Origin of the sequence: Klebsiella sp. YJ, from assembly GCF_002108615.1 — a bacterium.
Taxonomy (GTDB): domain Bacteria; phylum Pseudomonadota; class Gammaproteobacteria; order Enterobacterales; family Enterobacteriaceae; genus Klebsiella; species Klebsiella planticola.
In genome coordinates, this window is record NZ_MTEG01000031.1 from 1 (window position 1) to 19,250 (window position 19,250).

Here is a 19,250-nt window from a genome sequence, read left to right on the forward strand (position 1 = left end):
AGATAGTGGTTCGGGTTCATCAGACCTGCCGGCGTGACGATGCCGTGACGGTCATAATCCGGATCGTTAGCGAACGCCAGATCGAACTTATCGCGCAGCGCCAGCAGGCCTGCCATCGCGCACTCCGAAGAGCAGTCCATGCGAATGGCGCCGTCTTTATCGAGATGCATAAAGCGGAAAGTTTGATCGACGTGATCGTTGACGATAGTCAGATCGAGTTTGTAGTATTCGGCGATGCGTTTCCAGTATTCGATACCGGAACCCCCTAACGGATCGACCCCGAGCCTGAGGCCGGCTTTCTGAATCGCCGCCATGTCGACGATATCCGCCAGCCCTTCGATAAACGGCTGCACCAGATCCTGCTCTTTGACATGACCGGATGCCAGTGCCGCATCGAGGGAGAGGCGCCTGACGCCCTGCAGACCCGAGGCCAGCAGTTCGTTAGCGCGATTCTCGACCACTTTGGTGACGTTGGTATCCGCCGGGCCGCCGTTCGGCGGGTTGTACTTGATACCGCCATCTTCCGGCGGGTTATGCGACGGCGTAATCACGATGCCGTCCGCCAGCGGACCGCCTTTTTTGTTGTGCACCAGGATGGCATTGGAAATGGCCGGCGTCGGGGTGAAACCGTTGTTTTCCTGCACGATAACATCAACGCCGTTGGCTGCCAGCACTTCAAGAACCGAAATAAAGGCCGGTTCGGAGAGCGCGTGGGTATCTTTACCTACGTAGCAGGGACCGGTAATCCCGTTCTTCGCGCGGTCTTCCGCAATCGCCTGAGCGATCGCCAGAATATGCTGCTCATTGAAGTTATGGCGCCCTGCGCTGCCACGATGGCCAGAGGTGCCAAACTTCACCGCATGCTCCGCGTTGCCCGCTTCCGGCTTCAGTACGTAGTACTGCGCGGTCAGCTGAGCGACGTTAATCAAATCACTCTGTTGCGCAGGCTCCCCTGCGCGTTTACTGTCCGTCATTTTTCTCTCCTGTCATATCCGTCAGGCTTATTAATGTGTTCCTGCTGGGTCGCTCACCGATGGTGCCCCCCTTTCCCCCGGCGCTCCCGGGGGCGTGAATGTGGCCTAGAGCTGCGTTTTGTCGATATACCAGATCTTTTGCGCATACTCCCGCACCGTACGGTCCGATGAGAAATAGCCCATGTTGGTAATGTTGTGCATTGTTTTGGCGGTCCACTCTTCCGGGGTTCGGTAGAGCGCATCCACCCTGTCCTGACAGTCAACATAGCTGCGGTAATCGGCCAGAACCTGATAGTGGTCGCCAAAGTTAATCAGCGAATCCAGCAGACCGCGATAGCGGTCCGGCTCCTGTGGGCTGAACACCCCGGTCCCCATCTGGGTCAGCGCCTGGCGCAACTCTTCATCATGGTCGTAGTAATCATGCGGCTGGTAGCCGTTGCTGCGCAGCGCCTCAACCTGTTCGGCGGTATTACCGAAGATAAAGATATTCTCCTCCCCCACGTGCTCCAGCATTTCAACGTTGGCGCCGTCCAGCGTGCCAATGGTCAGCGCGCCGTTGAGGGCGAATTTCATGTTACTGGTCCCGGAGGCTTCGGTCCCTGCCAGCGAAATCTGCTCAGAAAGATCCGCGGCCGGAATGATGGTCTGCGCCAGACTGACGCTGTAGTTGGGAATGAACACCACTTTTAACTTGTCGCCGATCTGCGGATCGCTGTTGATGACTTTGGCTACATCGTTAATCAGATGGATTATCTGTTTTGCCGTGTGGTAAGCGGATGCGGCTTTGCCGGCGAAAATCACCACTCGCGGCACCCAGTCGGCCTGCGGGTCAGCCTTGATACGGTTATAGCGGGTGATCACGTGCAGCACATTCATCAGCTGGCGTTTGTATTCGTGAATGCGCTTAATTTGCACATCAAACAGCGCCTTCGGATTAACCACCACCCCCAGCTGGCGGGCAATATAATCGGCCAGCCGCTGTTTATTCGCCAGTTTGGCTTCGCTGACGGCCTGGTTAACCAGCGGATAATCCTGATATTCCCCCAGTTCACTCAGCTGGCTTAAATCTGTGCGCCAGGTCTGGCCAATATAACGGTCCAGAACCCCGGAAAGGGACGGATTAGCGGCCGCCAGCCAGCGGCGGGGCGTGACACCGTTGGTGACGTTGGTGAAGCGTCGCGGAAAGATTTTGGCGAAATCGGCAAATAGCGACTCCACCATCAGCCGGGAGTGCAGTTCCGACACGCCGTTAACCTTGTGACTGACCACTACCGCCAGCCAGGCCATCCGCACGCGGCGACCGTTGGACTCATCGATAATCGAGGTCCGGCTCAGCAACGCCATATCATCGGGATAGTGCTCCTGCATCGTTTTCAGAAAATAGTCATTAATCTCGAAGATAATCTGCAAATGGCGCGGCAGGATTTTCCCCAGCATATCGACAGGCCAGGTCTCCAGCGCTTCGCTCATCAGGGTATGGTTGGTGTAGGAGAAGACCCGACAGGTCACCTCAAACGCGTCATCCCAACTGAAGCGGTGTTCGTCAATCAGCAGACGCATCAGCTCCGGGATCGACAGCACCGGATGGGTGTCGTTGAGGTGGATAGCAATTTTATCCGCCAGGTTGTCATAGGTTTGATACAGCTGGTAATGACGGGTGAGGATGTCCTGTACCGTCGCCGAAACAAGGAAATACTCCTGACGCAGGCGCAATTCACGCCCGGAATAGGTCGAGTCGTCCGGGTAAAGCACGCGGGAAACGTTCTCAGAGTGGTTCTTATCCTCCACGGCGGCGAAATAGTCCCCCTGGTTAAATTTACCGAGATTAATTTCACTGCTGGCCTGGGCACTCCACAAACGCAGGGTGTTGGTGGCATCGGTGTCATAACCCGGGATAATCTGATCGTAGGCCACGGCAATAATTTCTTCGGTTTCCAGCCAGCGTGAGTTTTTGCCCTCATGTTGAACACGTCCGCCAAAGCGCACGGTATAGCGGGTTTTATGGCGCTCGAATTCCCACGGGTTACCGTACTCCAGCCAGTAGTCCGGTGACTCCATCTGCCGGCCGTCGATGATGTTTTGCTTGAACATACCGTAGTCGTAGCGGATACCATAGCCGCGGCCTGGCAGCCCCAGTGTGGCCAGGGAATCGAGAAAACAGGCCGCCAGACGACCGAGACCGCCGTTGCCCAGCCCCGGATCGTTCTCCTCATCAATCAGCTCTTCCAGATCCAGCCCCATCCCTGCCAGAGCCGTTTTCACATCCTCATAGATGCCCAGCGACAGTAAGGCATTAGAGAGGGTACGGCCGATGAGAAACTCCATCGACAGATAATAAACCTGCCTGGCCTGCTGCGAGATCCGCGCCCGATGCGCCCGCAGCCAACGTTCTACCAGCCGATCGCGCACGGCGAACAGCGTGGCGTTGAGCCATTCATGCTTATTGGCAAGTGAGGGATCTTTACCAAGAATAAACATGAGCTTATAAGCGATAGCATGCTGTAGCGCTTCTTCATTCAGACTGGGTGAAATATAACTTAAGCGTGGTTCCATTTTTCTTATCCGTAGCAATTAAATAATACGCTGATACAACTGGTGGAAAGACTTAGCGGCAATTTGCCAGCTAAAATCCATGCTCATTGCCTGACGTTGCACGTACCGCCACAACGATGGACGGGACCACAGGACAAAGGCCCGGTGGATGGCATGTAATAGTGATTCAGTCTCGCTGTCGGTAAACACAAATCCGCTCGCGATCCCGTCAGCAAGGTTTTCGAGCGAACAGTCGGCGACGGTATCCGCCAGTCCGCCGGTGCGACGAACCAGCGGCAATGTGCCGTAGCGAAGGCCATAGAGCTGGGTCAGACCGCAGGGTTCAAAACGGCTGGGCACCAGGATGACGTCGGCGCCGCCAATCATCTGATGCGACAGCGCCTCGTCGTAACCGATCCGGATACTCACCTGCCCGGAGTATTGCGCCGCAGCGGCAAGAAAACGGGCCTGCAAATCCGGGTCGCCGGATCCCAGTAGCGCCAGCTGCCCTCCCTGCGCAATGATTCCCGGCAGTGCGCCAAGGAGCAGATCCAGCCCCTTCTGGCTGGTGAGCCGGCTCACGACGGTGAACAACAGCGCCCGGCCGTCCTCCTTCAGCCCCAGCGTCGTCTGCAGCTGCTGCTTGTTCTTCGCTTTCTCAGCCAGCGAGTTCCGGTCGTAAGGCGCAGCCAGCAGCGGATCGCGGCGCGGATCCCAGATGCTTTCGTCGACGCCGTTAAGGATCCCCGACAGTCGCCCTTCCCGCTGACGTTGCCGCAGCAACTCTTCCAGACCGAACGCGTACTGCGGTTCGGTAATTTCACGGGCATACGTCGGGCTGACGGTGGTGATATGGTCAGCGAAATAGAGGCCCGCCTTAAGGAAGGAGATCTGTCCTTTAAACTCCACCCCATGCATCTGGAAGAATGACCACGGTAAAGCGATCTCCGCCATATGCCGGGCGAGGAACAAGCCCTGATAGGCAATGTTGTGCACCGTAAACACTGACCTGGCGGGGTTGCCGCGGGCGGCCAGATAAGCCGGCGTGAGGCCCGCATGCCAGTCATGGGCGTGGACGATTTCAGGCCGCCAGAACGGATCCAGACCGCCAGCAAGCTCGGCCGCGACCCAACTCAACAACGCGAAACGCAGGACGTTATCGGGATAATCCTGCATCTGCGGGTCATGATAAGGATTACCCGGTCGGTCATAGAGATGCGGGGCATCAATCAGATAGATGCCCACGCCGTTAAAGTCGCCAAACAACAGCGTCATCGGCCCGGCGAAGGTCTCCCTGCTGGCCACCACCTGCGGTTCCCCGACTCCGTCGCGGATCGCGGGAAACCCCGGCAGCAGCACGCGGGTATCCACGCCCTCGGCTATTTGCGCCGCCGGGAGAGCACCGGTCACATCAGCCAGCCCCCCCGTTTTCAACAGAGGGAACATCTCCGCTCCTACATGTAAAACTCGCATGGATGCTCCTTAATTATTCAGGCATGAAGGCGACGCGATGCCAATGACGGCAATCACAGCTGCGGCAGCTTTTATTTCCGCCAACGGCTTCATAGTTCAAGTCGGTTCAGCATTTCCTGGGTAACGAGGATGATCCCCTCTTCCGAACGATAAAAACGCTGCGCATCCTCAACGGCATTTTCGCCAATCACCATTCCCTCCGGAATAACACATCCCCTGTCGATCACGCAGCGTCTTATCCGGCAGGAGCGACCGACCCAGACGCCCGGTAATAAAACCGACGAATCAATATTACAAAACGAGTTAATGCGAACTTTGGAGAATAAAACCGACTGCACCACCACCGAGCCAGAAATAATACAGCCGCCGGATACCAGAGAATTCATGGTCATGCCATGACTGCCGGAACGGTCCTGAACAAATTTAGCGCTGGGTAGCGACTCGACATAAGTCCGGATAGGCCAGTTACGATCATAAACATCCAGTTCAGGTACCACAGAGGCTAAATCCAGATTCGCTTTCCAGTACGCCTCCAGTGTCCCGACATCGCGCCAGTATGGCTCGGCATTATTATCGGACTGTACGCAGGAGCGCGGGAACGGATGCGCATAAGCTTCACCTGCCGCCGTTATTTTGGGAATAATATCTTTGCCAAAATCATGGCTGGAGCCTTCATCCCGATCGTCTTCTGCCAGCAGCTGGTAGAGATATTCCGCATCAAACACATAAATGCCCATACTGGCAAGCGAGCGGGTTTCATCGCCAGGCATGGTGGGGGGGTTAGCCGGTTTTTCAACAAATTCAATGATTTTGTCATTCTCATCCACGCCCATGACGCCAAAAGCGCTTGCCTCTTCAACCGGGACCGGCATGCAGGCCACGGTGCAGCGCGCCCCTTTTTCAACGTGATCAAGCAGCATCCGCGAATAATCTTGTTTATAGATATGGTCCCCGGCCAGAATAACGACATATTCCGCATCATAGCGGCGGATAATATCCAGGTTCTGGGTCACAGCATCCGCCGTCCCCCGATACCAGTTCTCCCCATGCACCCGCTGCTGTGCCGGTAATAAATCCACGAACTCATTCATTTCTTCGTTAAAGAATGCCCAACCGCGTTGAATATGCTGCACCAGTGAATGCGACTGATATTGTGTAATAACCCCAATACGTCTTATTCCTGAGTTAATACAATTTGATAAGGCAAAATCAATAATTCTGAATTTACCGCCAAAATGCACCGCAGGTTTTGCGCGAATAGTGGTCAGGTCTTTTAATCGGGTTCCGCGCCCGCCGGCGAGGATCAGGGCCACGGATTTAAGCGGTAACTGGCGCGACAGCATTACGTTGTCAGTATATTCAATTTTACTCATAATTATGTCCTGCTATTTAATAAAAGCCATAAAAGAAAATAATGAAGAAAAAGCCTCACTCTTCTGCAAATAAATTCAGAAGTGATCACCTCCGGTAATAAGTAAACTGCAATAGATCGACTGCGTGTTTTATTGACCAGCAGACTCCCGCACCAGCCAGATTGTCGCCAGCGGCGGCAGCGTCACCGACAGCGAATGCTCCCGACCGTGGCTGGCGATCGCCTCGCTTGCCACGCCGCCGCCGTTGCCGGTATTGCTCCCGTGGTAGTGCATCGAGTCGGTGTTCAGCTCTTCACGCCAGCGCCCCGGCTGATTAACCCCGAAGCGATAGCCGTGACGCGGCACCGGCGTGAAGTTGCTGGCAACGATTATCTCGTTCCCGGCTTTATCGCGACGGACAAAGATAAATACCGACCGTTCGTGATCATCGACAACCAGCCACTCAAAGCCGTACGGGTCAAAATCCAGTTCGTGCAGCGCCTTATGATGACGATAGGTATGGTTCAGATCGCGCACCAGACGCTGCACCCCGTGATGCCAGTTGTCGTCCCCTTCCAGCAGATGCCAGTCGAGGCTAGCGTCGTGGTTCCACTCCCGTCCCTGGGCGAATTCATTGCCCATAAACAGCAGTTTTTTCCCCGGGAAGGCGAACATCCAGCCGTAGTAGGCGCGCAGGTTGGCGAACTTCTGCCAGGCATCGCCGGGCATGCGGTCAAGAAGCGATTTTTTACCGTGGACCACTTCATCATGCGACAGCGGCAGGACGAAGTTTTCGGTGTAGTTGTAGAGTATCCCGAAGGTCATCTTGTCGTGATGATGCCGACGATGGACCGGGTCGAGTTGCATATAGTCGAGGGTGTCATGCATCCAGCCAAGGTTCCATTTGAACCAGAAGCCGAGGCCGCCCGTCGACGCAGGGCGCGAAACACCGGCAAAATCGGTGGACTCCTCCGCCATCGTCACTGCCCCCGGCGTCTGCTCGCCCAGCACCCGGTTGGTATTGCGCAGGAACTCGATCGCTTCGAGATTTTCCCGGCCGCCGTACTCGTTGGGCACCCACTCACCCTGCTTGCGGCTGTAGTCGCGGTAGATCATCGACGCCACCGCATCCACCCGCAGCGCATCGATGCCGAAGCGCTCGATCCAGTACAGCGCGTTCCCTACCAGGAAGTTGCTGACTTCACGGCGGCCGTAGTTATAGATCAGCGTGTTCCAGTCCTGGTGATAGCCTTCGCGCGGGTCGCTGTGTTCATACAGCGCGGTGCCGTCAAACAACGCCAGGGCGAAGTCATCGGCCGGGAAGTGGCCCGGCACCCAGTCGAGGATCACGTTCAGGCCCGCGGCGTGCGCGGCATGGAGGAAGTAGCGGAAATCTTCCCGGGTACCAAAGCGGCGGGTCGGCGCGTACAGCCCGGTGGGCTGATAGCCCCAGCTGCCGTCGAACGGATGTTCGTTAATCGGCAGCAGCTCGAGATGGGTGAAGCCCATCCACTTCGCGTAGGGCACCAGCCGATCGGCCAGTTCGCGGTAGCTCAGCCAGAAATGGTTATCGGTATGACGACGCCAGGAGCCGAGGTGGACTTCATAAATCGAAATCGGTGCATCAAACTGGTTGGCCTGCTTACGGGCCAGCGGTTGCTCCACTTTCTCCGGCAGGCCGCAGATCAGCGAGGCGGTTTCCGGGCGCATCTGCGCTTCAAAAGCATAAGGGTCGGATTTCACCCGCAGGTGCCCGTGGGCGTCAATCAGCTCGAACTTATACAGCTGGCCGTTGTGCGCGCCGGGAACAAACAGCTCCCAGATGCCAGACTCTTTGCGCAGGCGCATCGGGTGGCGACGGCCATCCCAGTAGTTGAACTGACCGACCACCGACACCCGACGGGCGTTCGGCGCCCAGACGGAAAAGCGCGTCCCGGTCACCCCGTCCATGGTGTCGGCATGGGCGCCCAGGGTTTCGTAGGGCCGTAGATGGGTTCCTTCGGCGAGCAGCCAGGCATCAAGCTCCTGCAGCAGCGGGCCAAAGCGATAAGGGTCGTCAATCAGGTTTTGCTGGCCGTGCCAGGTGACCGCCAGCTGGTAACGAAAAGCATTTTTTCGCCGCGGCAGAACGCCGCTAAAGAATCCGCGTGAATCGAGGCATTCGAGCTTGCCAGCTTTACGCCCGGTTTTCGGCTCAATCACCCATACCTCGGTGGCATCGGGTAATAATGCGCGCACTTCCAGACCAGCAGCGGTTGAGTGCATGCCAAGCACAGAGAATGGATCGGAACAATGACCTGCGAGCAGTGCTGAAATCGCACTTTTTTCATTATAATCAGACATGTCAGTCACCCTACTATCATCCTGCGGAAAGAATTAAAACGCCTCTTTCTGCTTTATTGATCCGGTAATATTCCGCTGCAATGCTGCGCATCGAAATATCAACACGTTATTCCAGAGCCTTAAGACATGTCGGTCGTCCACAAATATAGAGTGATTAACCTCCTGAAAAGTGAATTAAATGGGCCGTACGCTTTTTGTATTATCTGACTCCAGAATAATTACTCCTGATTTTCTTTCTGTGAGTAAGTACTCATTTCTTTATGAATTGAAAAACTTATTTTTAAGTTATTATCAGAGGGGCAGCACCCTTAATGGCAACACCACTCGAATCTCATACAAAAAAATGAAAACAGGCCGCCTGAGTAGAATAAAAAACCTTTTAACCGCGCACTCAATAGCATTTATAACTGGTTGATGGGGCGTGCGGATACTCTGGAAACGGCAAGAACTCTATGCTAGAATTTTTTCGGATTTTTTTGACGGCCTCTCAGTATACTCAGTACTCAGGCAGTTCGCGGAAAGCCCCTTCCTTTTAAGCACGGGATGCAAAGCGGAGCCTCCGACAGGACGCCAGTGAAGGCGATTTGGCTCTTCAATTTATTATTTGCTCATCACTTCCAACGCAGTAAGGCGGTGGCCAGAGCGCGTCTGATTTCCACACGGGTTTATGCCATTCGGGTCGTGTCATTTGATCTTGCGACGGCTAACCCCCTTTCAAGCTGTTAGCTTGCTGATAGCCGCTTTTGGGGAGGAGTTAATCAGCAGATGCGCGTGATCTCGCTCGCCATCCATTTCAACCAGCTCAACATCAAAATCAGCGCCCACACTGGCAAAGTATTTGCGTAGCTTTTCGATGGCATCCAGATTAAATATATTCCGTCGATATTGGGTAACAAACCGCGCGGTTGGGAATGTAAAGAATCAGGGAGCAGTATGGCGTTTTTTTTGCACTGGGATTATGCGCTTTGTTTTTTTATGCATTTGGCCTGTTGGTTTTATTAATAGCTGAAACCGTCAACCGAAAGAAAGTAAAAAAGGAGCGGACATGAATATAGTCCGCGAATTGATCGCAATTTAAATCTTTATATTGAATGTCGCAGTGGTGATTTTAGTAAAAACGACGACATGTGAGTCAGGACTGCTGTGGTGGTGCAAATTTTGCAGCAATCATTTGAGATGTGGGTTGCATTCCCCCCAGACTCCACTGCTCAGGCTCATGCTCATCAATCCGGATCCATACCGAACGCCGAAACTCCGGATCACCTTTCCCCTCAATTTCAACAATGAGGTCAGTCATACGACGTAACAGCTCATTTTTTTGTTCCGAACTCATAATTCCTTTAATGGTTTGCACATTTACGAAAGGCATATTATTCTCCTTAAATATCTGGGTCTAAAAATCATACTTATGGTAGAAGGCAAAAGAACACATGTCAAAAGATAATTCATTACCCTACTTGTCACCTGAGCTTTGCGGGCTAGCAGCGGCGGCGGAACTACTTGGAGATCAATGGGTGTTGTTGATCCTAAGGGAGGTTTTTTACGGGGTTACTCGCTTTGAAGCGATGCGTTCTCATACAAAAATGACGAAGCAGACATTGGCAAACCGATTAAAAAAAATGACTGAGCTCGATTTACTTTGCAAAATCCCCTATCAAGAAGAAGGCTCACGTGAGCGCTATGAGTATGTACTCACGCCAAAAAGCCGCAGTTTGGCGCCGATCCTTTTTTCCATAATGGAATGGGGGCATAAAAACCTATTGCACGATGAGCCGCATATTTCTTTAGTTGATAAGGAGAAAGGTGAATTAGTATACAGCGCTTTTATCTCAGCAACGGGGGCAGTTGTTGATGCTAAAAATATCCAGATAGTTCCTTTTAGACGTTAATTGCCACTAAGAACCTTTTTTAATGAGTTCTATCGCCAACACGCTAAACCCTCCTGATGTCCGCTCCTGGCACGGAGCGAACTTTCCCCTTTGCAGACGTTAAACGGTATTCAGCAGCTACCTACCCTACTGAGACGCTTCAGCCAGTAATGCGGCCTGTACAGCAGGACGGGCGTTAATTATATCCCGATATGCCGATAGCGCTGGCCAGCGTTCCAGTTGGATTGAGAACAATTTACACCAGCCCAGCACAGTGAAAAGGTAGGCGTCAGCCACGCTAAAGGATGGACCAGTCAGATAGGTTTTTTCATTAAGGGTTGTCTGCAGGAAATCGAACCGTCGGAATAGCTTGTCACGAAAAATCGCTCTGATCTCTTCGGGCAGCGCAGGGTTGAACAACGGTGCCGAGCCGGCGTGTATTTCACTGGTGATAAAGTTAAGCCATTCCTGCAGCCGCAACCGCTCCCAGCTGCCCGCACGCGGCGCCAGGCCATGTTGTGGTTTAAGATCGGCGAGATACTGCACAATCGCCGGCCCCTCAGTGAGTATCTGCCCATCATCCAGCTCAAGTGCAGCAACATAACCTTTAGGGTTAATAGTGCGGAAGTCGCGACCATCAGCGGTGATCTTGCTGCTGTTGTTGACTTTAACCAGTTCAAACTCAAGTTCCAGTTCGCGCAGCACGATGTGCGGCGATAAGGAACAGGTATCCGGGGCGTAATAGAGTTTCATTTTGTCTCCGTTAATGTATAGAGGCGTCGGGCAACGTCCTGACAATCATCAACTCACTGTATTTGACGCGGATAACGCTGTAAAATTAATAGTACAGAAACAAACTATTAGCTGAGCTACTGATAATCATGATGAATCTTTTACACTGGCGCCTGGTGGTGGCCGTGGCCGATGCGGGCAACATCTCGCGCGCCGCAGAGGAGATAGGAATGACCCAGTCCGGTGCCAGCCAGGCCATCGCCCAGCTAGAGGCTTCCCTAGGATTTCCGGTATTTACCCGTGAGCGACGATATATTGGTATGACCGCGCTGGGTGCTCAGGTTGTTGAACATGCGAGAAACATGCTTTCGCAGCTGAGTGCCATCCGCGAACTGGCTGATAAGGGCCGCAATATAAATCGCGGGCACATTCGCCTCGCCAGTTTTCCATCCGTGACGTCTACATTGTTGCCCGGCCTGCTGCGCGACGTTAAGCGCCTGCATCCGGGTATTGAGGTCATCCTCCTGGAAGGTTCGGACGAGGAAGTCGAGGAGTGGCTTGCCGCAGACACCGTTGAACTTGGGGTGGTCATGAATCCCGGCCCCGGGCGTGCAGAGCTTGTAATAGGACAGGATGCATGGGTCGCGGTCATACCCGCCAGTCATCGGCTGGCACAGCATGCCAGGACTGATGGCATAACGCTGGCGGCGCTGGCAGACCAGCCCTTTATTCTGGCGACAGGCGGATGTGTCGTTAATGGAAAAAGCCTGATGGAAAAGACAGGGTTCCCCCTCTCTGATATACGGGTGACAGTACGCGACTGGATTAGCGCCTGTAAGCTGGTCGGGGAAGAGATGGGCGTCGCCCTTGTACCTGAATCTGCCCTGCCGGAAACGTTGCGCAACCTCTGCGTAGTGCCTGTGACACCCGCTATACACCGTGAATTTGGGCTGGTTTGTTCGTCATCCGGAACCTCTTCTGATGCAACGCAGGCGCTACTTAATGCACTACGTAAACGAGGATGAACCATCAAGAGTTAATCATTTCGCCTTGCTAAACGACCGCTCCTGGCACTCAGGTATCTACACAACAGCGACCAGCGAGGCTCAGCCAGTCAGCCTGGTCAGTCATATATTTCCGTGCAGTCGTACCTGCCTGTGGCCTCTATCTCAGTACAAACTGCATCAAATGAACAAAGATATACACTGTCGCAGCCACCTGGATTGTCAGGAAACCCCATCTGAGATAGCGCCATTCATAGCGTTCTCTGGCATCAGCGGCTTCAATAGCGGGGTCAGAACGTTTTCTTTTCCTGCTCCTGAATTCATTGATTACCCATAGAATGAGAATAAAGATAATGATGGTTTTCTGAAGAATGGGATTATCCACAAAGAGAGACTCCGGCCCGCTCGCTGATACAGGCAGAATAGATGAGCCACCTTCACGCTGCCACCACTAAATGTAAGGATAAAATTAATTTTCGTCCTGATGTGACCTGCTCCCCGTTGATTAATACATCGTGATATCAGCAATGTCCGCTCCTGGCACGGAGCCGACCATCAGATTCGGCCCCGTTCAGTTCATCAACTTTATCAGTCAGTCTGCCTGGCTCCCGGGCAGCATGGTCCTTCCTGAGCCGTCATTTTATAACACGCCCAGTTGTTTCATCAGAGTCAGGTTATCTTCAAGATGCCAGTTGGCGATGATTTTATTATTTCTGACCTGATAGATATCCGTTGCGATAAAATCAACCTGCTGGCCCTTACCTTTCAGTTTGCCAAAGGTTCCCGTGAAATGTCCGCGGAAATGCAGATGTGATACGACTCGATCGCCTGCAACAATCATCTGCTCAACCTCGCAACTCAGATCCGGGACAGCGGTACGGAAGGCGCGAGAGGCCAGAAGTGCGCCTTCCGGTCCCTGTTTGCGGCCCTCAGGCGGCGTCTTATCGACAAAATTATCGGCCAACGCCTCACGGGCCAGGGCTTCATCACCCGTATTCCAGAATGTCGCGTAACGTCTCGCGACGGTTTCAAGCGCAGCCTCGCGGGCTGATAACAGGTTGTTTTCCGCAATCAATTCATGGGGTTTCACCAGCTCAAGCGGTGCAGAAAACGCAGCGCTGGCCACGGATAGCAGCATAAGCGCCGCCAGCCGGGAAAGATAAATCGTCAACTTTTTCATAAAAAGTCCTGTGTGTTGCCTCAAAGAAACAGGTGACCCGGGCACATTCAACCGCTTGCGGGTAAAACGTGAGGATTAGTGAATCAGCGCGCCGCCTTCGATATCCAGCAGGGTTCCGGTGACAAAGGGATTGTCCATCACGAACAGATAGCCTTTTGCGATGTCCTCTGCCCGCCCGAAGGCTTTTGCCGGCAAATTTTCAGCGGCAGACGCAAGCAATTTTTCGCGGGCAGCAGGATCCATGCCTGCGTAAGCCTCGGTATCCGTCAGCCCCGGACTCACCGCGTTGACCCGCAGCGGAGAAAGCTCCTTCGCCAGCACCTTAACGGCTGACTCCAGGGCCGCGTTCATGGTGGTCTTGACGATAGCGCCCGCGACAGTGCGGCGGGAAACAAAGCCGCTGGTCAGCGTCAGGGTACCCCGGGCCTTAATATTTTTACTCAGATGCCTCGCGACATGGATACTGCCCCAGAATTTGGTATCGAAAGCCAGTCGGGCCTCGTTAAGATTCAGTGAAGCGAGCGCCCCGCCGGGTGCCTGCGATCCCGCCGTCACAATAATGTTATCTACCTCTCCGAGCGTCTGGCTAAGCTGGATCACCTCCTCCTCTTTGCTGATATCAAGGACGACAGTATCCACAGATGCGCTTTTCTGGCTCAGTAACTGTCTGGCCCGCGCCAGCTTTTCACTGTCCCGTCCGGCAAGGATCAGGCTTTCTCCCTGTTCAGCCAGAGCACTAGCCACAGCAAAGCCAATGCCGGAAGTCCCGCCAATAATTAATGTTTTTTTCACCATCACTTTATGCCTCGTCGGTTTTGTAGCACGGATAATCGGTATAGCCTGCGCTGCTTCCGCCAAAAAGCGTGGCGGGATTGCTTACCGTCGTTAATGGAAGGTTATTCCTGAGCCGGTACGGCAGGTCAGGGTTGGCGATGAACGGGCGGCCAAAGGCAAACAGGTCGGCCAGCCCCGCCTTCAGTAGTTTGTCCACTTTGTCCTGGGTATAATTTCCGGCGACAATGAGAGTGCCGCTAAAGGTGGCGCGTAATGCTTCACGAAAATCAGCAGGAACCTGAGGCGCATCGTCCCAGTCAGCCTCTGCCAGATGGATATAAGCGATACCTTTCTTTTCGCACCATGCAGCCAGCGCGAGGATCGCGTCAATCACCTGCGGGTCGTTCATTCCGCGCTGGGTGATGAACGGGGAAAGGCGTATGCCCGTGCGCGTCGCGCCGATGGCGTCGCTGATGGCTTCCAGCACCTCCTGCGCAAAACGGATCCGGTTAGCCAGGCTGCCGCCATACTCATCGGTACGTTGGTTCGATGTCCGGCGAAGAAACTGATCGATCAGATAACCGTTACCGCCGTGCACCTCAATACCATCAAAACCGGCGCTAATGGCGTTTAACGCGGCCTGCCGGTAATCAGCAATTATCTGCTGAATATCGGCATGCTCAAGTGCCCGCGGCTCCGGACAGTCGACCATATGTCCTTCCCCCTGCTCATCAACAACCCATACCTGAGCATCCGGCGCGAGCGCTGAGGGCGCGACAGGTTTGCCATCTGCATGGAAACCCGCATATGACATGCGCCCAACATGCCAGAGCTGGGAAAAGATAATGCCTCCTGCGTGGTGAACGGCTTCTGTGCTTAGCCGCCATCCTGCAACCTGTTCAGCGGAGTGCAGACCGGGTGTCCAGGAGTACCCCTGCCCCTGAGGTGAAATCTGCGTAGCTTCCGTAATGATCAAACCCGCGCTGGCGCGCTGCTGGTAGTACGCCGCCATAAGTGCTGAAGGCACGTTTCCCGGCTGTAACGCCCGCGCCCGGGTCATTGGCGCCATCACGATCCGGTTTTTCAGGCTGAGAGTCTTCAGCTGGTAGCTATCAAAAAGTGTACGATTTTCCATTTTCTATCCCCCGTAATGAATTGTTGAAAATACTTTACGTGGTGAGAGATATTTTGATAATGGCATTAAAATATGATTGTCTTTTCAGGATTACTGAATAATGGGAAAGCTTGAAGATATGGCTCTGCTGGTTGCAGTGGTGGAGGCAGGCGGGCTTTCAGCCGCTGGTCGCCATATGGGACTCTCGCCGGCCACCATGACCGCCAGGCTGAAGGCGATTGAAGAGCGTTATCAGACCCGTCTATTCCACCGCTCCACTCGCGCCATTACCATGACTCGTGCCGGTGAGGAGTTCTATCACGCTGCACTGCGCGTACTGGATGAAATGAACCATGCTGAGTCGCTACTTACGCAAAAAGAAGGGGTGCTCAGCGGTAATATCCGCATTTCGGCCCCCTCCGATTTTGGCCGACAGTATCTCAGCCCGGCCCTGCTCGATTTTTCCCGGCTGCATCCGGCAGTGAAAAGCTCGGTATACCTGGGCGAAAGCGTCAAAGATCTGGTAGCCAATCGTCTGGACATGAGCATTCGTTTCGGAAACCTGCCCGACAGCAGCCTGGTCGTCAGAAATATCCGCCCGAATCATAGGGTTCTGGTCGCCTCAGCCCACTATCTCCGGGCGGCAGGCACACCAGGTTCCATTGAGGATTTACACAACCACCGATGCCTGGCGCTGGAACTGCGCGGAAGGGTCATGAACGAATGGCGTTTTGAGCACGACGGTAAACAGAGCACATTGCGCTTTACCCCAGCCATGGTATGCGACGATGGCGCGCTACTCCGCCAGTGGGTGCTGGCGGATGCGGGTATTGCCAGTAAGTCATGGTGGGATGTAAAGCGTGATGTGGAGCAAGGCAGACTGCAACTGTTGTTTGCTGAAAGTTTTATTGGGTTTAGCCGCCTTGATAAAAAAAATGTCGGGCTGCAATTTGTCTACCCGCAGCGACGGCTGCAGCCGCTGCCGGTTACCGCCTTCACCCAGTTCTTTATCGACTGGCTGGAAAATGAGTAGAAATCGACGGCCTGCTCCCCGTATTTTAATTCACCGTTACGTTACCTGGCTCGAAGCGCAGAGAAAGCAAGGCCATAAGATCCGCTATGAGCGAGGAGCGGAAGCTGAAGTTCACGTGCTAACTGAAGGACAACTTCCGAAGTCGCGGCTGTTCATTTAGGATTTTACGAACAGACTCATTATCCCCACTCCCAGGGCGCTATAGAAAAGCAACTGATACAGATTAGTCGGCACTTCTATCCATTTTCGAACGATGCCCAGCGCAACCACGACCAGCGCAGCAGGATAAATGGCGCACAGCACGGGAACCGCCATTTCGGTGAGAGAGTTCAGTCCCAGCACGGCAAGTGCTGCTGACACCATCAGGGATAGCGTCACCAGCAGCCCATAAGACGCGCCGGTCGTCTGGTTGAAATAGCGCGCCGTTCCGGTCGTCAGACCAATAGCCGTGACCAGACAGGCCAGGGTAATGATCGCCGCCAACAGCACCTGACCATAAACGCCAAAAACAGTTTCGACATAGGCGCTCATCACCTGCATACCGTTCATTGCGCCCTGCACCGGACTATGGGACCCCATCGACAGATAGCAGATATAAATCACAGCCAGACCTGCGGCAGCGATAAAGGCTGCGGCGGTGGAATGAGTGAAGATACCCCGCGGATGGTTGACCCCCCGCTCCTTGAGCGTATGAGTGATAATGGCACCGAAGCATAGCGCACTGATCACATCCAGGGTTTGATAACCGTTGACGAATCCTGTACCGAACGCGCGAGTTTCATACGCGGCTGTTGCTGTTGTGAGTTCGCCAATAGGGTGTAACCAGGCACACACGCCGATAAAAATCAGGGCACTTATTTTAATCGGCGAAAGGAAGAAACCGACAATTTCCAGTAGTTTTCCCGGTTTTGCCAGCGTCGCGCCAGCAAGGCCAAAGAAAGCGGCGGAAAATATCATCTTCTGCATCAGGGAGCTACCCGTGCCGTCGGTGATGACTTCGTAGCTAATCGTCGCGGTGCGCGGCGTGCCAAAGAACACCCCCAGTGTTAAAAAGCAAATGCCAATAAAAATCAAGCCCGGCCATTTGCCTAAGGGTTTCGTTAATTCCGCAATATCACCGCCATTAATGGCAAGGGAAATAATCGCCAGCGCCGGGAATAAAACCGCTGTGATAATAAAGCCAAAGCCTGCATTAAAGGCGTTTGCGCCCGCCTGCATGCCGACCAGCGGCGGGAAAATAATATTGCCTGCGCCCAAAAAAAGCGCAAGTGTCATCCCGCCAAGAGCCATTGTCTCTGGCAATGAAAGTCTGGTGTTTGCTGTCATTATTAACTCTTATTATATAAATATCATACTCTGGAAGGCGTGGTCATTATCTGCCCGGTCACCGTTCCGGTCATACATCGTCATTACAACTGGAATATCCCTTCGATGGTCATGCGTGCGAAACCGTGCAGTTCCACGCGCCCGTCATCGCGAACCACACAGCGCAACGCCCCTTTACGCTTCCCGCCTTGTTGAGCGGTCAGAACATTTTTCCCCGTACGCGCCGCCCAGAACGGAGCGAGGAAGGTGTGTGCCGATCCCGTGACCGGATCTTCGTTCACGCCGACCTGCGGGCCGAACCAACGGGACACAAAATCAAACTGGTTATCAGCGGCGGTCACGATCACGCCGCGGGTGTCGAATACAGCCAGCTTGTTGAAGTCAGGATTAAGCCCGTCGATGATGGTTTTGTCATCGACCAGTACAATCAGATCGTCCGATTTCCACACCCCTGTAACGCCGCCGGTAATGCCAAGGGCTTCCAGAAGTCCGTCAGGCGTATCAATCTTCGTGACCGATTTAGCCGGGAAGTCCATGCACAGCTCATCCCCGTTCTTACTCACCGTCAACAGGCCGCTACGGGTGTGGAAGCCGATAGTCTCTTGTTGGTAGCCAAGCTTGTTGAACAGCACCCAGGATGCTGCGAGAGTGGCATGACCGCACAAATCCACTTCAACCGCAGGCGTACACCAGCGCAGTTGATACCCCTCCTCGACCGGCACAAAAAAAGCGGTTTCAGAAAGATTATTCTCCGTGGCGATGGCTTGCAGAACATCATCAGGCAGCCACTCAGTTAACGGGCAAACGCCCGCCGGGTTGCCGCCAAAAGGTTGAGTGGTGAAAGCATCAACCTGATAAAAAGGAATTACTGCGGTGTCAGGCTTTGTCATTTAATTTATCCAGATAGTTGTAAACGGTGTACCGGGTGACACCCAGCGCTTTAGCGACGTGATTAACGCTGCCTTTAATCTTGAAAAAGCCCTGAGCATGTATTTCAGAAATAACCCGCTTTCTGAAATCGATTTTACTTTCTGAACCCGTAGGTCTGAATTTCGAAATAACCTCATCCAGGGATTTATCCTGAATATCACCCAGCGGATTTTCTGGTGTTTCAGCCGCGGCGGCCGGATGGAGTAAATAGTCCAGATCGCGTTTGAGTTTTAACACCACGTCCATATCGACGTTAATGCAGAAAGCGACTAACGGCACGCCGTCATCGCTGTAATAAATCGTCGATGCGCTATTCAACGTGGTGCCAGAGAGTGTGGTGGTGGTATATCCACTGAATACCTGACTGGGAACACGCTTCGAGGCATCCAGTAAGCCTAAGAATCCCGTGTCATTTTCCGGGCCGGACAACAGCGCATCACCGGCTTTCCTGCCGCTGACGTGTCCATTAATGATGTTTATCACGGACGCTTCGGGACGGGTAAGGTCATGCAGCACCGCTTCTGTGTTTAAGGGAAGCGTGGTTCTCAATGCTTCAAGCGAAGCCGTCAGAATAGTGATTAAACGTTCACGTTCGTCTTTCATTTTGCTCTCCCC

General features: G+C 53.8%; 17 protein-coding genes and 1 pseudogene. 3 read left to right on the plus strand and 15 right to left on the minus strand.

The window, feature by feature from the left end:
• From BV390_RS25265 to BV390_RS25295, 7 genes and pseudogenes are all read right to left on the minus strand, one after another.
• A partial coding sequence (locus BV390_RS25265; protein ID WP_085397448.1) for a phosphohexomutase domain-containing protein occupies window positions 1–974 on the minus strand: 974 nt, incomplete at its 3' end.
• A gap of 105 nt (window positions 975–1,079) precedes the next feature.
• Entirely contained in the window at window positions 1,080–3,527 is a 2,448-nt protein-coding gene (gene glgP, locus BV390_RS25270) for a glycogen phosphorylase (RefSeq protein WP_032690516.1), read from the minus strand.
• 18 nt (window positions 3,528–3,545) lie between these two features.
• A complete protein-coding gene (gene glgA, locus BV390_RS25275; protein WP_004197677.1) occupies window positions 3,546–4,979 on the minus strand; it encodes a glycogen synthase GlgA in 1,434 nt (477 codons plus the stop codon).
• Window positions 4,980–5,068: 89 nt separating this feature from the next.
• Window positions 5,069–6,352, minus strand: a complete 1,284-nt coding sequence (gene glgC, locus BV390_RS25280) for a glucose-1-phosphate adenylyltransferase (RefSeq protein WP_046852645.1) — start codon at window positions 6,350–6,352, stop codon at window positions 5,069–5,071.
• 129 nt (window positions 6,353–6,481) lie between these two features.
• Window positions 6,482–8,674 (minus strand): 1,4-alpha-glucan branching enzyme, encoded by a 2,193-nt coding sequence (gene glgB / locus BV390_RS25285; RefSeq protein ID WP_046852646.1) that lies wholly within the window; start codon window positions 8,672–8,674, stop codon window positions 6,482–6,484.
• Between the two features lie 592 nt (window positions 8,675–9,266).
• Window positions 9,267–9,571 (minus strand): annotated as a pseudogene (gene tnpA / locus BV390_RS31995) (IS200/IS605 family transposase); the annotation flags it as partial.
• A gap of 235 nt (window positions 9,572–9,806) precedes the next feature.
• Window positions 9,807–10,043 carry a tautomerase family protein gene (locus BV390_RS25295; RefSeq protein ID WP_032695943.1) on the minus strand — a complete coding sequence of 79 codons (237 nt, stop codon included), beginning with the start codon at window positions 10,041–10,043 and terminating at the stop codon, window positions 9,807–9,809.
• 61 nt (window positions 10,044–10,104) lie between these two features.
• Between BV390_RS25295 and BV390_RS25300 the strand changes: the two genes are divergently transcribed.
• Window positions 10,105–10,563, plus strand: coding sequence for a winged helix-turn-helix transcriptional regulator (locus BV390_RS25300; protein ID WP_032695942.1), 459 nt, complete (start codon window positions 10,105–10,107; stop codon window positions 10,561–10,563).
• 126 nt (window positions 10,564–10,689) lie between these two features.
• On the opposite strand, the gene gstA is transcribed toward BV390_RS25300, so the two are convergent.
• Window positions 10,690–11,295 (minus strand): glutathione transferase GstA, encoded by a 606-nt coding sequence (gstA, locus tag BV390_RS25305; protein WP_085397449.1) that lies wholly within the window; start codon window positions 11,293–11,295, stop codon window positions 10,690–10,692.
• A gap of 128 nt (window positions 11,296–11,423) precedes the next feature.
• On the opposite strand from gstA, the gene BV390_RS25310 reads away from it, so the two are divergent.
• Window positions 11,424–12,299, plus strand: a complete 876-nt coding sequence (locus BV390_RS25310) for a LysR family transcriptional regulator (protein ID WP_085397450.1) — start codon at window positions 11,424–11,426, stop codon at window positions 12,297–12,299.
• Window positions 12,300–12,438: 139 nt separating this feature from the next.
• On the opposite strand, the gene BV390_RS31635 is transcribed toward BV390_RS25310, so the two are convergent.
• From BV390_RS31635 to BV390_RS25330, 4 genes are all read right to left on the minus strand, one after another.
• A complete protein-coding gene (locus BV390_RS31635; protein ID WP_032700096.1) occupies window positions 12,439–12,663 on the minus strand; it encodes a hypothetical protein in 225 nt (74 codons plus the stop codon).
• Between the two features lie 255 nt (window positions 12,664–12,918).
• On the minus strand, window positions 12,919–13,458 hold the full coding sequence (locus tag BV390_RS25320) for an ester cyclase (protein ID WP_032695941.1): 540 nt from the start codon (window positions 13,456–13,458) through the stop codon (window positions 12,919–12,921).
• 75 nt (window positions 13,459–13,533) lie between these two features.
• Entirely contained in the window at window positions 13,534–14,253 is a 720-nt protein-coding gene (locus BV390_RS25325; RefSeq protein ID WP_047664799.1) for an SDR family oxidoreductase, read from the minus strand.
• 4 nt (window positions 14,254–14,257) lie between these two features.
• Complete coding sequence (locus BV390_RS25330) at window positions 14,258–15,367, minus strand: alkene reductase (protein ID WP_032700099.1); 1,110 nt, start codon at window positions 15,365–15,367, stop codon at window positions 14,258–14,260.
• Window positions 15,368–15,467: 100 nt separating this feature from the next.
• Here BV390_RS25330 and BV390_RS25335 point away from each other — a divergent pair, with 100 nt between their 5' ends.
• Window positions 15,468–16,379, plus strand: coding sequence for a LysR family transcriptional regulator (locus BV390_RS25335; protein ID WP_032695938.1), 912 nt, complete (start codon window positions 15,468–15,470; stop codon window positions 16,377–16,379).
• A gap of 156 nt (window positions 16,380–16,535) precedes the next feature.
• Here BV390_RS25335 and brnQ read toward each other — a convergent pair whose 3' ends face one another.
• The 3 genes from brnQ to BV390_RS25350 form a co-directional block, all read right to left on the minus strand.
• Window positions 16,536–17,705, minus strand: coding sequence for a branched-chain amino acid transport system II carrier protein (gene brnQ / locus BV390_RS25340; RefSeq protein WP_032695937.1), 1,170 nt, complete (start codon window positions 17,703–17,705; stop codon window positions 16,536–16,538).
• Window positions 17,706–17,788: 83 nt separating this feature from the next.
• Window positions 17,789–18,595, minus strand: a complete 807-nt coding sequence (locus tag BV390_RS25345) for a PhzF family phenazine biosynthesis protein (protein WP_047664797.1) — start codon at window positions 18,593–18,595, stop codon at window positions 17,789–17,791.
• The gene (locus BV390_RS25350) at window positions 18,582–19,238 is read right to left on the minus strand and encodes a helix-turn-helix transcriptional regulator (protein ID WP_032695935.1); all 657 of its coding nucleotides are present in this window, start codon (window positions 19,236–19,238) and stop codon (window positions 18,582–18,584) included. The genes BV390_RS25345 and BV390_RS25350 overlap by 14 nt, the downstream gene beginning before the upstream one ends.
• Between the last annotated feature and the right edge of the window lie 12 nt (window positions 19,239–19,250).